Origin of the sequence: Arthrobacter sp. HMWF013 (assembly GCF_003061105.1) — a bacterium.
In the GTDB taxonomy this organism is placed as follows: Bacteria; Actinomycetota; Actinomycetes; order Actinomycetales; family Micrococcaceae; genus Arthrobacter.
Genome location: NZ_QAIQ01000102.1, coordinates 1 through 19,121, shown reverse-complemented (window position 1 = coordinate 19,121; position 19,121 = coordinate 1). Strand labels below are relative to the sequence as shown.

Below are 19,121 nucleotides of genomic sequence, written 5' to 3'. Positions count from 1 at the left end.
CCCTGGCCTTCCTCGGGGACGAAGTCACCCTTGACGTGTACGACGACGGCACGGGCTTTTCGCCGGAAGCCGCGGTTTCCGGCCTGGCCGGGCGGGCGGACGGCAGCGGCTTCGGGCTGCGCTCGCTGGCTGCCCGCGTGGGCGAACTGGACGGCTCGCTCGAGGTGGAGGCGGCCCCCGGCGAGGGAACCGTCGTCGCCGTCCGGCTTCCGCTCACCGGAGATGCTTTGTCCGCGGGGGAGCGGTCCTGATGGGGGGCCTCCGTATTCTGCTGGTGGATGACCACCCCGTGGTCCGCGCCGGGCTGCGGGCCATGCTCACCGGATTCGAGGACGTCAGTGTGGCGGCCGAAGCCTCGGACGGGGACGCCGCCCTGCGCGAACTCGCCCGGCTCCGGACCCTGGGGGAGCGGGTGGACGTGGTGCTGATGGACCTGCAGATGGGCACCGGAATGGACGGGGTCACTGCCACGGCGGCGATCCGGCGGCTGGATTCCCCGCCGCCGGTCCTCATTCTGACCACGTACGACACCGAATCGGACATCCTGGCTGCGGTGGAGGCGGGAGCGAGCGGCTACATGCTCAAGGACGCGCCGCCGGAACAGATCCGGCAGGCCGTGCTGGCGGCGTCCGCCGGTGAGACGGCGCTGGCCCCGAAAGTTGCGGCACTGCTGATATCGCGGATCAGCAGCCCGCAAACGGCACTGACCCCCCGCGAGGTGCAGTTGCTTGAACTGCTGGCCACCGGACTGACCAACCGCGCCATCGCCCGGCAGCTGTTCATTTCCGAGGCCACCGTCAAGACCCACCTGGTGCACATCTACGGCAAGCTGGGCGTAGACAACCGGACCTCCGCCATTTCCCTGGCCGCGCAGCGAAGGATCATCCGCGCTCCAGGCCACTAACGGTGCGATACTGGGCGTTCAGCTCTTCGTCGTCAGGGGAACTTCGGAAATGGTCCTGGATACAGCTACGCTGCGGGTCGCCTTCGGCGTCATGGCTTTGGTCCTCGGCTTGCTGTTCTATTTCTCGTCCTACCGGTACACGCGCTCCCCGTACAGCGGCTGGTGGTGCCTGGCGCTGGTCTTCTTCCTTGCCGGATCCGCCGCCTTCCTCCTCGACGGAACACCGCATCAGTGGTGGGCGAATCCGCTGGGCAACGTCCTGCTGGTCCATGGTGGCGTGGCGGTCTGGGCAGGAGCCAGGTCCCTCCGTGATGTCCGGCCGCAGCGGTGGGTTTTCACGGGGGTACCGCTTGTCACGCTCGTGGCCTCCGCACTCGATAACCCCGGCACCAACACCTGGTCCGGCGGCCCGGTATTCCTTGGCGCGATGTGCCTGACCATAGGGCTCGCATCCCGGGAACTGTGGCGGCTGGAGCCAGGTTATTCCCGGGTCAGGGTCCCGATGGCCGCCGCAGCGGGAGGGCTGTCCGTGTTCTATTTCGGCAGGACCCTTGCGTTCCTGCTGGAGGGCCAGAACGGGCCCACCTTCGTCACGATCTTCGGCTCCGCAGTAACAACCCTGGTGACCATGGTCCTGCTGGTGGTGGTGTCCTTCAGCATGTCGGCGCTCAGCAACGAACAGCAGACCAGGACACTGCGGATGGTGGCCACCCGGGACGATCTCACCGGGCTCCTCAACCGCAAGGCATTCCTGGACATGGCCGCGGAACTGCTGCACGATCCAGCCGTCACCCAGGGGACGGGAGCACTGATCCTGGCGGATCTGGACCATTTCAAATCGGTCAACGACACCCACGGCCACGCCGCCGGCGATGTTGCCCTGCAGTCGTTCGCGGGTGCGTGCCTGAACACCGTCCGGTCCACCGATCTGGTGGGCAGGTATGGCGGCGAAGAGTTCGTGCTCCTGCTCCCGGGTGCCTCCGCGTCACGGGCAGAGAAGATCGCGGGCGAGATCAGCCGCCACCTCGCCCAGATCCCCACCACCGACGGCCTGGAGATGCCCACCGTCAGTTACGGTGTTGCCCTGTACAACCCCGGGACCTCCGGTGTGGAGGACCTCATCGCCTCCGCGGACCGGGCGCTGTACATGGCCAAGTCGCAGGGCCGGAACCGGACGGTCCACAGCGACTGAAGCGCGTAGGTCCGGCCGCGAGCCTTTAGGCATCCCTGCCATCCGTCCGGTGGATACCAGCTATCCCAAATGCCTGATTCCCCGATACTCCAAGCCTTGCCACAGTGAGGACAGTCACTTTTTGGCGCCGGAAAAGCGCTGATCCCTGACGTGACCATCACAAGGCTAAGGAAGATTCAATGGAGAATATTCAGCTCGCTGGTACTGAAACCAGCCGCGGGACGCCCGGTGCCGGGGCGAAGACAGCGGGACGGCTCCAGGCGGCCCTTCTTGTCGCCGGCAGCTGCATGCCGGTCCTGGGAGCGGTCCTGCTGGCTCCGGTCCTGCCCACCCTGAACCAGGCGTTCGCGGACACCCCCGGCGTGGCCATCCTGGTGCCGCTCACTCTCACGCTGCCAGCTCTGTTTGTGGCATTGTTTTCGCCCCTCGCCGGGTACGTCGCGGACAGGGTGGGCCGGAAGCAGCTGCTGATCTTCGCCATGTTGGCCTACGCGGCCTTCGGGACGGCCCCGCTGTGGCTGGGCACCCTGGAATACATCGCCCTGTCCCGGGTGGGCGTTGGCATCGCCGAGGCCGCCATCATGACCTGCTGCACCACGCTCATCACCGACTACTACGCGGGCCAGCAGCGGAACAAGTACCTCGGCCTCCAGACCATGGTCAGCGCACTCGCCGCCACCGCCTTCTTCGCGCTCGGCGGCGCCCTCGGCAGCATCAGCTGGCGGACGCCGTTCTGGCTCTATGCGGTCAGCGCCGTCATAGTGATCCCGATGATCTTCAAGCTCTGGGAGCCGGCAAAGAGCCAGCGCACGACGGCGGCCAGGACACCGGTGCCATGGCGGCAGATCGGTGTCCCCGCCGCAGTGACACTGTTCGGCGGGATCGTGTTCTACGCCCTGATTGTGCACCTGCCATATGTCATTACCGGGCTTGGCGTTGCCGACGCCGCCCTGATCGGTCTCGCCGCGGCCATCGCCTCCCTGGCCACGGCAGCCGGGGCCATCTCTTTCCGGTTCCTGGCGAAGCTGGGTACCCGGAACCTGCTGGCGCTCGCCTTCGGGCTGGCCGCCGTCGGACTTTTCCTGGTCTCCATTGCGGGCAGCGTACCGCTGGCCATTGCAGGGGCAGTCATCGCCAGCGCCGGTACGGGCGTGCTGCTGCCCACCCTGCTGACGTGGGCGGTCAACGGCCTGGAATTCCAGCAGCGCGGCCGCGGGACAGGCATCTGGACCGGAACGCTGTTCATCGGCCAGTTCCTGACGCCCATCGTCCTGGGCGTGGCTGCCGGGGCTTTGGGTGGCCTCAGCCTCGCCCTCGGAGCACTGGGAATCGCCTGTGTGGTGGCATTCCTGGCAGTCCTGGTCCGCGGGCCGCGGATGGTGCCCGTCAGCCACTGAACGGGAGCAACTCCCGCCACGGATAACCTATGGGTATGAAGAACCTGGACCTGAACCTGCTGCCCCAGCTGCAGGTCCTGCTGGAGCTGAAGAACGTTTCCCGGGCGGCGGAGCGGCTGCAGCTCAGCCAGCCAGCCACCAGCGCGGCGATGGCCAGGCTCCGGCGCCATTTCGACGACGAACTTTTGGTCCGCAACGGACGCACCTATGAGCTGACGCCCTTTGCTCATTCGCTGGTCCCGCTGGTTGACGAAGCGATGCTTCACGTCCAGCGGGCCACCCGCGTGCGGTCCGGCTTCGATGCCGCCTCGAGTGAGCGGGAGTTCATCATCGCCGCCTCGGACTATGCGGCGGCGCTGATGGTGGGGCCGCTGCGGCGGATCCTGCTGGAAGAGGCGCCGAACGTCTCGGTGGACTTCGTGCCCACCGCCGGTTCCGGCATCCAGGGCCAGATGGCTGACTACTCAAAGATCGACCTGCTCGTAGGGCCCACGGGCTACCACATGCAGGGCGCCACCAAACAGCTCTTCCGGGACAGCTTCGTGGCCGTGGCCGACGCCGGCAACCCCCTGCTCCAGCACCCCCGGCTGACACTGGCGGACCTGGCCACGGTGCCCCACGCCGTCGGCTATTTCGGCGAGGGAATCAGCACTCCGGCGGACAAGCTGTTCGACGCCGGCGGAGTGCAGCGCCGCGTGGCAGCCGTGGTGGCCGGGTTCCTGTCCCTGCCGCTGCTCGTTGAAGGGACTGACCTGGTGGCGCTGGTCCCGCGGATGCTGGCCGCCCGGGCCCAGCGCGGCGGGGACATTGTGGTGCTGGAGTTTGCCGAAGGCTCCGAGGCGTCCCTGGTGGAGGCCATGTACTGGCACCCCTCCCAGACGGAGGACCCTGCCAGCGTCTGGTTGCGGTCCGTGGTGCAGCGGGCCTGTTTGCGGCTGCACGAACTCTTCCCTGTCATGGCCCATCCGGTGACTATCGACGCCGCGGATACCAAGTAGAGCAAACGCGCCGTTCTCCTTCCCGGGCATCCCTGCGAGAAGTGGCGAAATGCGCGCTGTTCCTTGCCTCGGACGAAGCGTCCTATGTAACGGGTGCCAACCTGATGGTCGACGGCGGCTGGTCGGCTGTGCTGCCCGGCTAAAGGTGCTGCGGGGGAGGCGCCTTAACGCATGGCGTCGGAGACGGACATGGCCCCGCCGTGGCCCGCTTGGCCGCCGTCCACGGGGATCTCCGCCCCTGTCACGAATGAGGATAAAGGGCTGAGGAGGAACAGCACGACTCCGGCCACCTCCTCCACGCTTCCCGTGCGGCCCAGCGGCGTCTCTGCGAGGGTGGCCACCCGGAATTCCGGCCTGGCGCCCGCGGTCATGGGAGTGTCGATGAAGCCCGGGTGGACGGTGTTAACGCGGATCCCGCGCGGGCCGAGCTCCATGGCAGCCACCTGGGACAGCCCACGCAGGGCCCATTTGCTGGCGGTGTACGCCACCGGATAGTGCGCAGTCACGCCCGCCACGGAGCCGACGTTCACAATCGATGACCCGCCGCCCATGAGGGGAGCGAGTGCCTGGATCCCCAGCAGGGAGCCGGCCACATTCACCTCGTAGACCCGCTGCAAATCGGCCACCGAAGCGTCCAGCAAGCGGCTGCGCTGGGTGATTCCGGCGTTGTTCACCAGCCCGTCAACGGCCCAGCCCTGCGCCTTGATCCAGCCCGCAAGGCGGGACCAGCCGGACGCGTCGGTGACATCCAGCTGCCGGTAGACCAGCCCGGCGCCAGCCGAAACCGAAGCCGAAGGCAACGCAGTGAGCCCTGCCGGGACATCTGCCGCAAGGTCAGTCGCGATGACGCGCGCCCCGGCTTCCACCAGGAACCGCGCCTCGGCGGCACCCTGCCCCTGGCCGGCACCGGTGACCACTACGGTCCGGCCGTCGAGCTGAAGGGAAACCACCTTAGTGTCCGGCAGAGGCCACTGCGGCAACCCGGTTGCGTGGCCGTGGCCGGGCAGCCACCCGGGTCACGGCCTCGCGCCGCGTCCCCACGGTGTTTTCGATGGTTCCAATGCCCTCCACCGTCATCCGCACTACGTCGCCTGTCTGCAGCGGCGGGGGAGTCTTCGATCCGTTCCGCCCCCAGAGTTCAGCCAGGCAGCCGCTGCCGCAGGTCCCGGAGCCCAGAACGTCGCCGGGCCGCACCACCGAATCCTGCGAGGCGTAGGCCACGAGCTCGGCGAACGGCCAGCCCATGTTGGAGAGCAGGTCCTGTCCGATCGCTTGCCCGTTGACCTCCACGGCCATGGAGATCGGCAGGAATCCCTCGGCGTCGTGCCGCTCCTCGAACTCGTCGGCGGTAACGATCCACGGCCCCAGGGTATTGGAGAAATCCTTGCCCTTGCACGGCCCCAGGCTGACTTTCATCTCCCTCCGCTGCAGGTCCCGCGCCGACCAGTCGTTCAGGATCGTGTAACCGAAGATGTGCCGGTGCGCTTCCTCCGCGGTCAGGTTGCGGCCATCGCTCGCCGGCACGCGGCCGACGACGGCGGCAACCTCCGTTTCGAAGTCCAGGTCCGTGCATCCCGCCGGAATGCCAATTACCTCGCCGGTGCCCGTCACCGTATGCGGATTGGTGAAATAGAAGGTGGGCGCCTCGTACCATTCGGGCACCACTCCAGCCACGCCGTCGATGCTCTTCCGCACCCCCTCAACGTGTTCCTCGAACGCCACAAAATCCCGGATGCTGGCAGGGACCAGCGGCGCCAGCAGCTCCACCTCGGCCAGCGGCACCGGCGCGGCGGAACCGACGGTTTCCCGGGCGGCACCCAAGGCCGCTTCCAGCCCGCCGTCGAGCAGGTCCTGGACACTGTGGCTGGCCGGCAGCGCGTAGCAGTTGCCCCCGTCCACAAACCCGGACTGCGTCCCGCCGTCGTGGTTCCAGCGTGCAATCTTGACCATTGAGTGTTCCTTAAAGCGTGGGGTGTTCGGCGAGCAGGGCAGATGCGGTGATGCCCAGGGCGGCGGCGTTGCCGCCCAAAACCTGGACCTCGTCATCGGCAGGGAGACCGGCGGCCTGGACTTCGTCCACCGGAAGGTCGGAGCCCATGTCGAACGGGTAGTCGGAGCCGAGCAGCACCTGTTCCGGACCGGCGGCCGCCACGAGGGCACGGAGTTCGGCGGCGCTGTGGACCAGGGAGTCGAAGTGGAGCTTTTTCAGATACGACGACGGCGCCTGGGCGCAGCCGTGTGCCTCCGGCCGGACCTTCCACGCATGGTCGGAGCGGCCCAGGCTGGTGGGAAGGTAGCCGCCGCCATGGGCAGCCAGGACCTTGAGGCCCGGATGCCGGTCCAGCACACCGCTGAAGATCAGGTGGGACAGGGCAACTGCGTTTTCGGCAGGCTGGGAGACGGTGTTGGCCAGGTAAAACCGGTCCAGGCGCTCATCCAGTGAGCAGCCGAACGGGTGCAGGAACACCAGGGCGCCCAGTTCCTCCGCCCGGGTCCAGAACGGTTCCAGCCGGGGATCGGAAAGCTCAACAGTGCTGCGGTCCGGATCGTTCGGCGTGGCCGCAAACGAGCCGATCTCCACGCCGAGCAGCCCGCACTCCAGAACCGCGTGCTCAAGGGCTTCCACCATCAGCGCGGGGTGCTGAAGCGGGACCAGCCCCAGCCCGTTCAGGCGCTCCGGCGCGCGGTCCACAAACTCGCGGACGGCGTGGTTGGCGGCCTTCGCCACCTGCAGGGACAGCTCTTCGCCGGCGAAGTAGTAGAAGTGCGACGGCGACGGCGAGACCAGCTGCACATCAACGCCTTGCGCGTCCATGTCCGCCAGCCTGCGTCCTAGATCGGTCAGCTGAGGCCAGCGCTCCTTGATCATCCTGCCCGAGGCTGCCATGGATTCGGGTCCGTTGCGCCGGACCTCCAGTGCCTGCTGCGCTCCGAAGCCCTCGGGATCGGCTTCGGCCACCAACTGCTGCAGGGCAGGAAGCAGAATGTGCGCGTGGACGTCGACGGTGGGGTTGGTTCGTTCTTCGCTCATGCCGGTTCCTTGACCATGCTCGAGATGGAATGCATAAGGCCCGGCACGTCGGCGTCGCGGACGCCGTCGAGCATCCACTGGCCCAGCTGGACGGAAGCGGTGACTACTGCTTTGGCCCGGTCCAGACGGCGGTCGGTGAATTCCTTCCACAGCGTCTCGGAGACCTCGTCGGCGTTGATCAGCAGTTCCGCCAGTACGGCAGCGTCTTCGAGTGCCATGGCCGCACCTTGGGCAATCGTGGGCGGGCAGCTGTGCGCGGCGTCGCCGATGATGACTGACCTGCCGCGGTTCCATGGGCCGTCCACGATGTGGGTGGTGAACCACGTGTAGTTGATGCGGGCGCTGTGGTCCAGGTTGGCGCGGATCCCGTTCCACGGCCCGCCGTAGGCCGCGGCGAGTTCGGTCATGATGCGCGGGCCGTCCTCGGGCTTGCGCTCCTGGGCCTTTTCCACGAGGTAGGCGTAGATGGTGTCCGGGCCGGTGGGGCAGTAGCCGGCAATGAAGCAGGGACCGCCGTAGGTGAGATCCGTGCGGACCACGTCGGCGGGCCGCTCCACGAAGGCGCGCCAGATGCCCATGCCCGTGGGCTGGGGTTCGACGTCGATGCCCATGGCCTTGCGGACGGCCGAATGCAGGCCGTCGGCACCGATCAAGAGGTCATAGCGGGAGCTGGCACCGTCGGTGGTGTTCACGGTGACGGAGCAGCCGTCGTCCGATTTTCCGGTGACTGTTTTGCCGTAGCTGATCCGCGCCCCCGCCTGCTCGGCACGTTCGCGGAGGATGGCGGTGAGGTCCGGGCGGTACATGCCCAGGGTGGCGGGGAGGTCCTCGCCGCCGGTCCGCATGTCATCCAGGACCGCGATGACGGTGCCGTCCGGGTTCGGGGCGCGAAGGCCGAGGGTGCTGAATGCATAACCCTTTGGCTCCACCTGGTCCCAGACGCCGAGCTGGCGGAGGATCCGCAGTGCGTTGCCCTGCAGGGTAATGCCGGAGCCCAGCGTCTGCGGGGCTTCGGCCTTTTCCAGGACTTCCACCTGGATTCCGGCGTCGGCCAGCAGGATGGCTGCGGTCAGTCCCGCGGCTCCCGCTCCGACGATTCCGACGTTCTGTACTGCTGCCATCGCTGACTCCTTTGTATTGACGGCTTTACTGCTGCTAATGGCGCCCTGCGGGTTTGGTGTGATCCAGCCGCGGGTTATCTGAGGGCTATGGGGTTGACCGGTGATCCCACAGCCCCGGTGATGGGAAGCGGTGCAGCGGTGAGCAGGAAGTCGTACCTGCGGTCCACGGCGCACGCTTCCGCCAAACCATCCGGGTCCCACATTTCGCCCAGGAAGAGGCCCAGATTGGGGATGGCGATCTGGTGGAGGGGCTGGAAGGCTTCGTCGAACTCGTTCGGCCGGACCTCAAAACCCCAAGTGTCGGTGGCGATCCCGGCGATTTCGGAACGGTGGAGCCAGGGGGCCGCAGTGAAGGACAACCCGGGTGCCGCGCCGCCGGCGTAGTCGCCCCAGCCCTCGCGGCGGGTCCTGGTGTACTGGCCGGTGCGGATCACCACGATGTCGCCGCGGCCCACCTTCGAGCTGGGTCCCTGCAGTTCTATGGTCCGCTGGAGGTGTTCCGGGGTGATGGCGAAACCGTCCGGGAGTTCGCCGTCGTTTCTTCCCAGGTCCGGGCCGAGCGCCCGGCCCACGTCCAGCAGCACGCCACGGGTGACGATCTTGGCCGCGGCGGTTTCGATGCCGGTGACCAGGTCTCCTTCGGAGGTGACCACGTCCCCGGCGGCCCTGCCGTTCCAGGCCTTGCCCTGGTCGAAGATGTGGCCCAGGCCGTCCCACTGGGTAGAGCACTGCAGGGGCATGGAGATCACGTCGTCAGCACCGCCGATTCCGTGCGGGAAACCCTGATTGCCGCGCTCGGCGTCAACCCCCGTGTCCGTCATGGTGTGCACCGGGTTGGTGCGGCGGCGCCAGCCCTTCTGGGGTCCGTTGGTGTCGAACGGCTGGGACAGTGAGAACGCTTCGCCGGTGCGTACCAGCGCGGCGGCCTCGATCCGCTTGGCCGCGTCGATGAAGTTCAGCGTCCCCAGGACGTCATCGGCACCCCAGCGGCCCCAGTTGTTGTGGGCCGCGGCCATGGCCCGGATGCTGGCCAGCGGGTCAGAACGCCGGATCACCGGGGAATCGGCTGATTCCCCGGTGGCGGCGTTGCCCGTCAGAGCGGTGTCCTGCGTGGTCACTGCTTGCTTCCCTCAGCGAAAACTTCATCCTTGCAGTGGATCAGCTGCGTGCCCAGGCCGGTGATGGTGCCTTCCATGACGTCGCCATCCTGGAGCAGCCGGCCCCAGTGCTGGCCATTGCCGGCCGGACTGCCGGTGAGGACCAGATCGCCCGGGCGCAGAGGCATGATCTGCGACGCTTCGCTGACCAGCTTGGCCACTCCGAAGATCATGTCCTGGGTTGATTCGTCCTGCATGGCCGTGCCGTTCAGTTTCAGCGTCACCTGCACGTCCTGCGGATCGCCGAAGAACTTGGCGGGCACCAGCAATGGGCCGGTGGGCAGGAAGCCGGGGGCGTTCTTCGCGCGGTACCAGTCCGAGCCGATGGCGGGCATGTCCTTGCGGAAAACGTACTCACGCGTGGTGATGTCATTGACCATGGTGTAGCCGAACACGTACTCCAGCGCCTCCTCCGGGGTGACCCGGAACGCCGTCTTGCCGATGACTGCAGCCAGTTCCAGCTCCCAGTCGTGGGACGTGGAGTAGGCCGGCAGGGTGAGGTCGTCCGTGGCGGAAGCGATCGCCGTCGGGAGCCCGATGAAGAAGTACGGTGTTCCCTGGCCTGCCCGCTTGTCCATCATGGCTGCGGTTTTGGTGCGAACTTCCTGTTCGTCCTGGCCGGGTTCGCGGTGGGCCGCGGCGAGGTCGATCACGTGCTTGCGGTAGTTTGCCCCGGTCTGCAGGACCTGGACCGGTTCCACCGGGGAAAGGACCTCGACGTCGGCCAGCTTGAGGCCCGAGCTGTCGCCAGCGGACGCGGCCAGCTGATCGAGCTGTTCCTCGGTGGTGTCCCAGTGCTGGATCAGGGAGTTGATATCCCCGTCCAGAGGCAGGACCCGGCCGCCGGTCAGCAGGCCGGTGCGGGCCTTGCTGTCGCCCTGCTCCTGGAACCGGATCAGGGAATATGTCACTTCAGGCATATTTATCTTAGCCCCGTCCCTGCTTGGCATACGGGTTCAGCAGGGCTTCTTTCATCGCGGCGGAGGCGCCTTCTTCAGTGGCGGTGAAACCCTCCGCCGGCGGGAAGGATTCCGTCATCGAGTGCGGCATGGCGCCGTTCTTGTAGAAGTTGTTGGACCCCAGCGACGGCTTCCAGGTGTTGGCTTCCCAGTCCGGAACGTAGTTGCGGTAACCGCCGGAGTTCAGTTCGACGCGCAGGCCCGACGGGTCGCGGAAGTACAGGAAGTTCTGTTCGCCCACGCCGTGGATGGAGGGGCCGTATTCCATGGGGGTGCCGTTTTCCATCATGACGTCCGCGGTACGGAGCAGGTCCTCGGTGGCGTCCACCCAGAAGGCGATGTGGTTGACGCGGCCGGCGCGGCTGGAGGTGTCCAGGACCACGCCGAGGTCGTGGGACTTCTCGTTGGTGGTGAGCACGGAGAAGACGGTGATGGGCGCTTCGTCCAGGTCCACGAAGGCCATGACGCGGAAGCCGAGGGCTTCGTTGTACCACTTGGCGAAGCCGCGGACGTCGGAGCAGGCGACGGTGACGTGGTCGAGGAACCGGGGTGCGGCGGCGTGGCTGCTGCGGCGCTCCGGGCGGTCGGGGTAGGTGGACTCGAAGCCGGGTTCGGCCACGAACTTCTCGACGTCGAAGAAGAGCCGCATCCGGTGGCCGTACGGACCGGTGAATTCGTAAGCCTTGCCGTAGCCATGGCCGCCGGCGGTCCAGGTGCCCTGAACGCCCGTTGACTCGACCCGGGCCGCTGCGGCTTCGAGGGCCGCCTGGGAGTTGGTGCGCCATGCCATCCGGCCCAGCGATGCCTCGGCTCCTTCGGTGATGACCAGGCTGTAGCGGTAGTAATCGCCCCAGCAGCGCAGGTAGACGTTGCCGTCCACACGGTCAATGATGCGCATGCCGAACTTTTCCTCGTAGAACCGTGCCGAGGCTTCGACGTCCGGCGTGGTGATCTCAAGGTGGGCAAGATGGGAGAGGGGAGTTTCCACGTTGAATTCCTTCTGGGTTCTGGCTGCTTCTGTTTGCTGCAGGTCCTGTAACCACTCTGAAGCAGCGCAAGTATCCGGGGAAGAACAGTTTTCCTATGACTGGCATCCATCCCACAAATAGTGGGAGTGGGACGTTCTGGCCTCGACCGCGGCTTCCAGTGCCTCACTCAGGAGAGTCCATAACAAAAGCAGATGCGTGGCATCGAAGGTTCCTATTTCCACCACCATCGCCGGCTGGAGCACCGCACCGGTATTCTCATCTCACGTATCGGGCTGGACCGCTACATCGTGCGCGCGCATCCCGGCGTTCCCTATGGGTTGATCCGGGAGGCCTTCTAATGACGGTTGGGTTGGCCCTTTAAACAGGAGGGCCTTGGCTAAGCAGAAAGACCTCGGCGCATGAGAGCGCCGAGGCCTTTCTATAGCTCTTGTCCGGCGGTGTGGCCGAATTCAGAACGTCTCTACGTGGGCCCGTACGTGGCTCCCATCCTCGCTCAACCAGCCCTTTCCTGCCGCATAAACGAGCATGTTGGCGAAGCGGTAGTTCCAGCCCATACCGATCCGCCCGGCGCATTCGCTCTTGATCCAGTCCACGGAGACCAGCACGTCCGAATCATCCAGCCTGCCGGCGGCGGCAGACTCGAGAAGGTCCGGCAGGTCATCCTTCGCCCCTTCGGACAGCAGGACCTTGAAGGTGGTGCAGTCATCTGGTTCATCCAGTGCTACGGATCCGGGGCTGACGCGCACGTGCACAGGATCTCCTTTCAATCAACAGGGAATTCGATCGTTGAATCCACTATGCCGAGGGTCGCGGAGTGTCCGGAAGACGAGCTTTTGGATAGCCGGTATTGCTCTTGCCTATGCCGGAAGTATCAGGCGTCCGGCAGACTGGCTGTGAGATAGGAAGCCACCATTCCGGCGAGCTTCTCGGCAATTTCCGGCCAGTCCAGGGTCCCGCTGCCCTCCACGGTGCTGCCCAGGCCCAATCTGCGTGCCACGACGCTGTAGACGACGTTGAAGCACCAGTCGATCTCAGCCTGGCCCAGGAAGCCGCCCGGCCATTTACCCAGCACCTCGGCGAAGTGGGCAGCAAGGGCTGCATGGGCCGCTGCGCCCCGCTGGGAAATGGTCTCGTCCTGGGTAGCGCGGAGCATAAAGGGGCGGAGGATGTCCGCGTACCGGCGGAGGACCACGATGACCAAATCAATGGCTTCCCGTGCCACGGCTTCCAGTGCTGCATCGGGCCGCGTGGGGAGTGGTTCAAAAAGATGGCTCGATACGGCATCGATGTCATCCATTTTCCGGCCGTGTGCGACGCGAAGGAGCTCATCCTTGCCCTGGAACCGTGCATAGATGGAGCCGATGGACACCCCGGACCGCGCACTGACATCGGCCAGCGTGAATTCGTCGTTTCCCCGCTCCTGAAGCAGGGCCAGGGCCGCCTCGATCGTCTTTTCAAACGACTGGCGGCTCCTGGCCTGCTTCGGCTCGCGGGACTTGGTGTCCGGAAGCGTCACAACGCGATCCTACAGAGGATCCCGTCCTCTGCAGCATTTCTTGCTGCCCGGAGTTCCCACTCTCCGGCGGGGACCGTCCAAGCCGACGCCGCGGCGTCCCATCGCCTGAAGCCGAGCGGGTCCAGGGCAATTCGCGCCTCGGCAGTGTCGCCTGCACCCACGTCAAGGGACGCGAATCCCATGAGCCGGAAACCGGTCTCGCCAGCGGCCCTGCCATAGACCTGGACAACGTCCCGCCCGGCGGAGTGTCCCGAATTACGCAGGGTGACACGGACCCCAACGCCTTCGACGCCGTCCGCCGCGTTGGTATCTTGCACAGCTTTGCCTGCCGCCACGGCCTCCACCAGCGCAAACTCCGTGTATCCCAGCCCAAACCCGAAGGAATAGCGCGGCGCCTGGCCCGTTCCCTGGAAATGCCGGTAACCCATCGGTTCGCTGGCCGCGTAGTCCAAAGTGAGCTCCGCGTCCAGTCCCACACCCCAGCCGGGGATGTCTTCGTTCCGTGCCGGAAAGGACACGGGGAGCCGCCCGGACGGTGCCGTGCTGCCGGTGAGGACAGACGCGAGTGCCCGGCCGAACTCCTGGCCCGGGAACCACGCCATCAACAGGGCCTTCACCTTGTCCGCCCACGGCAACAGCACGGCGCGGGATGCGTTGACCACCACTACCGTCTCCGTGTTGACTGCCGCCACGGCGTCAACCAACCGGTCGCAGGCGGGATCGAGTGCCGCCGTCGTGCGATCAGCGCTTTCGCGGGAGGAGCCCTGCTCGTCGCCGACCACCACAATGACGGCGTCCGCGCGTGCCGCGATGGCCACCGCGTCGGTCAGCGGGTCAGAGGCCTGCTCGGGGGCGGCAACGGCGGTGATGGCCTGGACCCTGCCGGGCCGGAACGCCATCTCGACCACCACTTCCACCTCACCGGCGGGCAGCTCGAGGGTGATCTGCTGGGTCTCGGCTCGTGCCACAACGCCCATTACGTCGTCCGGCGCCGGCGGCGGGACCTCCATAATGAGCTTGCCGTCAACCGTTAGTGAGCTGATGCCCGTACCCCCGGCTCCCAGCGTCCAGCGCGCCGATGACTCAAGCTTTAGGCGTGCCGTGATGCGGGCCCGGCCCGGAAGGCCGGCCCCAAGGCCGGGAACGGGGCCGAACCACACGAACGACGAAGCCTGCCGGACTTCGCTGTAGAGGACCTCGTCGGTGGCCTTGCCGCTGGCGTGCGGAAGGACTTCCAAAAGGACTCCGGGCATGCCATCAGGTGCGGTGCTGCCGAGCTCCGTCAGCGATACAGCGGACGTCGGCACCGCGCCCGGCTCGTACAGGATCTCCACGCCCGGACCGAAGGCTTCGTGGATGGCGTCCAGCGGCGTGACCAGTTCGCCTTCCGGCCGTACCGTGGCGAATGTTCCGCCTTGGAAGCATGGCTTTGCGGCGTTTGGACCCACGACGGCGAGGGTGCGGATCCCGGACTTATCCAACGGCAACAGGTTGTCCCTGTTTTCCAGCAACACGAACGATGCCGCCGCAGCCTTGCCGAGGACATCCCGCTGCTCCTCCGGAGAGCGGAGGCGGGCAGGCGCGGAAACGGCGCCGCCGGTCCGCCGCCCGGCCCTGTCGGCCAGGCGGCTGATGCGTTCGACGGCGTCGCGCAAGCGGGCTTCGGGAACATCGCCGGAGGCGACGGCCTCGGCAAAATGGACTCCGAGATACCTGGCTGGACCAGGCATCTCCAGGTCCAGCCCTGCCCTGGCGGCAGCCACGGTGTCGTCCACCCCGTACCAGTCAGAAACCACCACGCCGTCGTAGTTCCAGTCCTTTTTGAGGATGTTGATCAGATCCGAGTGCTGCGAGCAGTGCGTGCCGTTCACGCGGTTGTACGCCATCATCAGCATCCATGGATTCGCTGACCGCACCGCCGCTTCAAACGGACGAAGGTACGTCTCGCGCAAGGTGACGGGATCGACGCGGGAGTTCATCCTGCGTCGTTCCGTCTCGGTATCGTTGGCGACCACATGCTTGGTGCAGGAGCCCACTCCCTGCGACTGGACGCCCTCCACCCATGCGGCACCCAGTACGCCCGTCAGGTAAGGGTCTTCGGAGAACATCTCGAATCCCCGGCCGGTGAGGGGCGAGCGGGGCAGGTTCAGATTGGGTCCCAGGATCGCCGACACTCCGCGTTCGGTACCTTGCTGGCCGATCAGCTGGCCGATGTCGGAAACCAGTGCCGGGTCCCAGGTGGCCGCCAACGACGTCCCGGAAGGCATGATCAGCGAGGTATCGCGTTCGTCCATTGCCTTGCTGACTATGCCCAGCGGGCCGTCAAGGAGGACCATCTCGTCTACGCCGGCGTCGGCACTGGCTGTTGTGCTCCAGCCGTTGAGGCCGCCGGTGAGTTCTGCGCCGGTGAGGTCAGGTCCGGTGGCTTCGGCATCGGGTGCCGGAATCCGTGTGGCCGGGCCCGCCGTCACAGGGCTGCGACCTTTTCGGCTTCGCCTGCTGTTTCGGCGGCGCCCAACAGCGGCAGGACGCGTTCGGAGAAAAGGCGCATCGTCTGCCCGGTGAAGCGGCGGCGCTCTTCGGTGAGGGGACCGCCCATGACTGCCAGGAGAACGTTGCCGATGCCGAGATCGGCGTACTTCTGGAGTTCGGCGGCCACTGTTTCCGGGCTGCCGTAAAGGCACCAGGTTCCTTTGTAACCTTCGGTCCTGGCGTCCGGCGTCGGGCGAAGATCCACGCCGCTGATGGCCTCGGCGGCCTTGTTGGCCGCGTGCTCGCGTTCCACGGTTTCCTGGTACTGCTCCAGAATAATGTCCATCTCGGCCGCAGCCTGCTCGTCCGTTTCGGCGATGTGCACGTGCTGGTAGGAATGGGTGGTCCATTCCAAGGCGGCCCTGACCACTTCTTCCGGGTGGCCGGCAGCTTCCAGGGCATTCCGGTAGACGGTGAAGTTCTTCTGCACCTCTTCGAAGGCGTTGCCGCTGTCGATCACAGGCGGCGTGAACGCAAGGATGAATGCAGGCTGGGCATTCTTGGCCGCGCGTTCCACGCTGGAGGGGCGGGCGGCAACGGACATTACGCGCGGCGCCGGCTTTGTATAAGGAGCAGGAACAACGCGCGAAACGACTGCCCCGCGGTAATGCCCATTGTCGAACACAACTGGATCATCGCCTGGTTTCTTGGCCCAGAGCTTTTCGGCGATCTCAAGGTTTTCGTTGGCGAGGCGTGAGCTGTCCTGGTAGTTGACCCCGAACCCGATCATTTCTTCCGGGGTGGTTCCGCTGCCAACGCCCACCAGCAGCTTGCCGTCAGTCAGTTGGTCCAGGAGCGCCAGGCGCTCGGCGAACCGCACGGGATGGTGCAACGCGAGCGTCTGGACGGAGAAGCCGAAATGCATCCGTTCCAGCTTGCCGGCAAGGTAGGCGGCGAACACGAAAGGATCACTGGCGGGGGGAGCGTAGCCGGTGAAGTGATGGTCCGGCAGGAAGACGGCGTCGAAGCCTTTTTGCTCGGCGTCGACGGCATGTTCCACCATGGCCTGCATGACCGGACGGTCATCTTCAGGGCCGCGGGAACGCGAGGTGAGGAACAGTGAAAAGTGCATGGGAACTCCTGGTGATGTGGGAAATGTGTATTGCCAGGCCGGGACCAGCTAAGCCACCTGCGGCTCGTGCATGGGTCCGTCCTGCCCTTGGTCTGATGAATCGGTAGAGTGCGGGCCGCGGAGGGATTCTGACTCGAGTTGGGCCGCGGCACGGGCCACGAGCTTCCGGAACCACTGGTGTCCGGGGTCAGCGGACTTGGACGGGTGCCACCAGGCGCATTCCACGAGAGTGGGCAGGCTGATGGGCAACTGCATAATGCGGACACCTGCGACGGATGCGAGCATGCGGGCGAGCCGCTCCTGCACCAGGGCCAGTCTTGCTGTTCCCGCCACGGCGAAGGGCAGCATCAGGAAGCTATCCACAATGATGTCCGTCTTTTCGCCCAGCTGAAGGTCATAGACCCTGCGGTCCGCGAGGGTCGAATCGACCTCGGCCCCAAAGAGCCGCGCCCACCGCGCATCGCGCATTTCCTCAACCGTCAGTGTGCGCTCAGGTGAGGTGGATCCTGTGACGCACACCCAGTTGTCGGTAAAGAGCTCAGTGTGGGGGTACCCGGAGAAATGTCCCTTGGGAATCAGCATCAGGTCCGCGTTCTGCAGTGTCTCTTTGATGCGCTCAACAGCCAAAGGTGTGACCGCATCGAAGTGGACCTGCACTCCGGGAGCCTCCTCCTGCAGCATGGACATCAATTTTCCGGACAATGCCGTAAGGCAGTAATCGGACGTGATGACACGGAAACTCCGGCTTGAGGAGGCCGGATCGAAGACGGCTTGTGCGTCGAAAGTCCGCTCAACCATCCGAAGAATCTCGGCAACGTCTTCCCTGAGCACCTGTGCCAGGGGGGTGAGCTCATAGGCCGATCCCACCCGGGTCAGCAATTCATCGTCAAACTGTCGCCGGAGCCTCTGCAGTGAAGAGCTCATGGCAGGCTGGCTGATTCCGATCCGCGCACCCGCGCGCGTGACGTTCCGCTCTATGAGCAGAGCGTCCAGCGCTACCAGCAGGTTGAGGTCCGCTGTCAGCAGATTGACCATGATTTCTCCAAAACTCGAATTAGAATACTGATACTAATTATGAGACAGGTCACACCCCGGGTCAATGCCCGGGCCATGTCAAATGGCCAAGCCTAGAAGGGGTGGCGGCCTCCGATCCCTTCGGTGATGGCTTTGGCAGCCACCAGCAGCCGGTCGCGGCAGGCTTCGAGGCGTGCCGGCGTTTCCGTTCCGGAAAATCCGTTAAGTGTCAGAGTGACCGCCACTTGCCCGGTGGAATCGAAAACGGGGGCGTGCAATGACGTGACGCCGGCCGGATCTTCAATCGACGCGGGCCCTGAGGATGCAGCATGCTCTATCAGGCGGGGTAGGACTCCGCTCAGGTCCGGGGCGGCGCTGTCACTGGGAATGTGGACGATCCGCTCGAACTCGGCCGCGGCACCGACGTCGACGGAGACGGCGTAGCCGGCAGTGCGAACATGTTCCAGTTCCGCATGGGCAACCTCAGCTTCCACATGGCCCACCACATTGCGCGCATTCGCGATCCACCGTGCCTCTGCGGCTTCTCCCGCCCAGGCCACGTGCAAGGGAGCCAGCGGAGCCGCCAAACCAAACGAAACACCCACCCGGGAAGGTGAGCCGCCCGGTGAGCTGGCCATACCGGCAGCCGTCAGGACCACTACCGAGTCGTCAACGACGCCGCTGACGAGGACCTCGAGATCGAGTTCTTCAGCAAGTGCTTCGATTTCCGGCCGGGCAGCGTCCGCGGCTTTGACGTGGCGGGTAAGTGCTGTTGCCGGCGAGATGATGGATGGAATGGTGAAGGAACCGTAGCCTCCCCGCAGGAACAGCAAGGGCAGTTCTTTTGAAGACCCCACTCCGAGCGCCTTGACGCGCCCGATCACAATGTCATGGTCGCCTGTACGGATGACGTCCTCGATATCGCAGTCAATCCACGCCGCTGCTCCGTCGAGCCTGGGGCTACCGGAGGGAGTGTCGCCCCACGCGTTGGCGCTGAACCGGTCCTCTGCCTTGCGGGAGAAGGCCCGGCAGACATCCTGCTGGCTGGCTGTCAGCACATTGGCACAGAACGAACCGGCCTCCCGGATCCTGGGCCAACTGGTTGAGCTTACATCCGGCATAAAGGCGACCAAGGGTGGGTCCAGGGACACCGAACTGAATGTGCCCACCACCATGCCGGCGGGTTCGGCCCCGCCGGGCGCTGCCGTTATCAGGGTGACGCCGGTGGGGTATTGGCCG

General features: G+C 65.7%; 20 protein-coding genes. 7 read left to right on the top strand and 13 right to left on the bottom strand.

Annotated elements, in window-relative coordinates; genetic code table 11:
• The 6 genes from DBR22_RS04900 to DBR22_RS25210 form a co-directional block, all read left to right on the top strand.
• Positions 1 to 251: ATP-binding protein (locus DBR22_RS04900; protein ID WP_375134899.1), on the top strand; the 251-nt coding region annotated here is incomplete at its 5' end.
• Positions 251 to 904 carry a response regulator gene (locus DBR22_RS04895; RefSeq protein WP_108598048.1) on the top strand — a complete coding sequence of 218 codons (654 nt, stop codon included), beginning with the start codon at positions 251 to 253 and terminating at the stop codon, positions 902 to 904. The genes DBR22_RS04900 and DBR22_RS04895, both read left to right, overlap by 1 nt.
• Before the next feature lie 49 nt (positions 905 to 953).
• Entirely contained in the window at positions 954 to 2,096 is a 1,143-nt protein-coding gene (locus DBR22_RS04890) for a GGDEF domain-containing protein (RefSeq protein ID WP_108598047.1), read from the top strand.
• 179 nt (positions 2,097 to 2,275) lie between these two features.
• Positions 2,276 to 3,493, top strand: a complete 1,218-nt coding sequence (locus DBR22_RS04885; RefSeq protein WP_108598046.1) for an MFS transporter — start codon at positions 2,276 to 2,278, stop codon at positions 3,491 to 3,493.
• Between the two features lie 35 nt (positions 3,494 to 3,528).
• Positions 3,529 to 4,491, top strand: coding sequence for a LysR family transcriptional regulator (locus DBR22_RS04880; protein ID WP_108598049.1), 963 nt, complete (start codon positions 3,529 to 3,531; stop codon positions 4,489 to 4,491).
• Positions 4,392 to 4,634 (top strand): SDR family oxidoreductase, encoded by a 243-nt coding sequence (locus tag DBR22_RS25210; protein ID WP_375134900.1) that lies wholly within the window; start codon positions 4,392 to 4,394, stop codon positions 4,632 to 4,634. Before DBR22_RS04880 ends, DBR22_RS25210 begins: the two co-directional genes overlap by 100 nt.
• A 21-nt stretch (positions 4,635 to 4,655) precedes the next feature.
• Here the strand turns inward: DBR22_RS25210 and DBR22_RS04870 are convergent, their stop codons facing one another.
• The 7 genes from DBR22_RS04870 to DBR22_RS04840 all read right to left on the bottom strand — a co-directional run bounded on the left by DBR22_RS04870 (position 4,656) and on the right by DBR22_RS04840 (position 11,747).
• Entirely contained in the window at positions 4,656 to 5,441 is a 786-nt protein-coding gene (locus DBR22_RS04870; protein WP_108598045.1) for an SDR family NAD(P)-dependent oxidoreductase, read from the bottom strand.
• 1 nt (position 5,442) lies between these two features.
• The gene (locus tag DBR22_RS04865) at positions 5,443 to 6,441 is read right to left on the bottom strand and encodes a fumarylacetoacetate hydrolase family protein (RefSeq protein WP_108598044.1); all 999 of its coding nucleotides are present in this window, start codon (positions 6,439 to 6,441) and stop codon (positions 5,443 to 5,445) included.
• 10 nt (positions 6,442 to 6,451) lie between these two features.
• Positions 6,452 to 7,522, bottom strand: coding sequence for an amidohydrolase family protein (locus DBR22_RS04860; RefSeq protein WP_108598043.1), 1,071 nt, complete (start codon positions 7,520 to 7,522; stop codon positions 6,452 to 6,454).
• Complete coding sequence (locus tag DBR22_RS04855; RefSeq protein ID WP_108598042.1) at positions 7,519 to 8,643, bottom strand: FAD-dependent monooxygenase; 1,125 nt, start codon at positions 8,641 to 8,643, stop codon at positions 7,519 to 7,521. The genes DBR22_RS04860 and DBR22_RS04855 overlap by 4 nt, the downstream gene beginning before the upstream one ends.
• A gap of 74 nt (positions 8,644 to 8,717) precedes the next feature.
• A complete protein-coding gene (locus tag DBR22_RS04850; protein ID WP_108598041.1) occupies positions 8,718 to 9,761 on the bottom strand; it encodes a cyclase family protein in 1,044 nt (347 codons plus the stop codon).
• Positions 9,758 to 10,720, bottom strand: a complete 963-nt coding sequence (locus DBR22_RS04845; protein ID WP_108598040.1) for a fumarylacetoacetate hydrolase family protein — start codon at positions 10,718 to 10,720, stop codon at positions 9,758 to 9,760. Before DBR22_RS04845 ends, DBR22_RS04850 begins: the two co-directional genes overlap by 4 nt.
• A 7-nt stretch (positions 10,721 to 10,727) precedes the next feature.
• Complete coding sequence (locus DBR22_RS04840) at positions 10,728 to 11,747, bottom strand: VOC family protein (RefSeq protein ID WP_108598039.1); 1,020 nt, start codon at positions 11,745 to 11,747, stop codon at positions 10,728 to 10,730.
• A 192-nt stretch (positions 11,748 to 11,939) separates the two neighbouring features.
• Here DBR22_RS04840 and DBR22_RS23705 point away from each other — a divergent pair, with 192 nt between their 5' ends.
• Positions 11,940 to 12,086, top strand: coding sequence for a hypothetical protein (locus DBR22_RS23705; protein ID WP_181365031.1), 147 nt, complete (start codon positions 11,940 to 11,942; stop codon positions 12,084 to 12,086).
• 111 nt (positions 12,087 to 12,197) lie between these two features.
• Here the strand turns inward: DBR22_RS23705 and DBR22_RS04835 are convergent, their stop codons facing one another.
• The 6 genes from DBR22_RS04835 to DBR22_RS04810 form a co-directional block, all read right to left on the bottom strand.
• Positions 12,198 to 12,500, bottom strand: a complete 303-nt coding sequence (locus DBR22_RS04835; protein ID WP_108598038.1) for a hypothetical protein — start codon at positions 12,498 to 12,500, stop codon at positions 12,198 to 12,200.
• 119 nt (positions 12,501 to 12,619) lie between these two features.
• Positions 12,620 to 13,264 (bottom strand): TetR/AcrR family transcriptional regulator, encoded by a 645-nt coding sequence (locus DBR22_RS04830; protein WP_108598037.1) that lies wholly within the window; start codon positions 13,262 to 13,264, stop codon positions 12,620 to 12,622.
• Positions 13,261 to 15,735: a beta-glucosidase gene (locus DBR22_RS04825; protein WP_108598036.1), complete on the bottom strand. Its 2,475-nt coding sequence runs from the start codon at positions 15,733 to 15,735 to the stop codon at positions 13,261 to 13,263. Before DBR22_RS04825 ends, DBR22_RS04830 begins: the two co-directional genes overlap by 4 nt.
• Complete coding sequence (locus tag DBR22_RS04820) at positions 15,732 to 16,868, bottom strand: LLM class flavin-dependent oxidoreductase (protein ID WP_108598035.1); 1,137 nt, start codon at positions 16,866 to 16,868, stop codon at positions 15,732 to 15,734. The genes DBR22_RS04825 and DBR22_RS04820 overlap by 4 nt, the downstream gene beginning before the upstream one ends.
• 48 nt (positions 16,869 to 16,916) lie before the next feature.
• Positions 16,917 to 17,903: a LysR family transcriptional regulator gene (locus tag DBR22_RS04815; RefSeq protein WP_108598034.1), complete on the bottom strand. Its 987-nt coding sequence runs from the start codon at positions 17,901 to 17,903 to the stop codon at positions 16,917 to 16,919.
• Positions 17,904 to 17,995: 92 nt separating this feature from the next.
• On the bottom strand, positions 17,996 to 19,121 hold a 1,126-nt coding region (locus DBR22_RS04810), incomplete at its 5' end, for a flavin reductase family protein (RefSeq protein WP_108598033.1).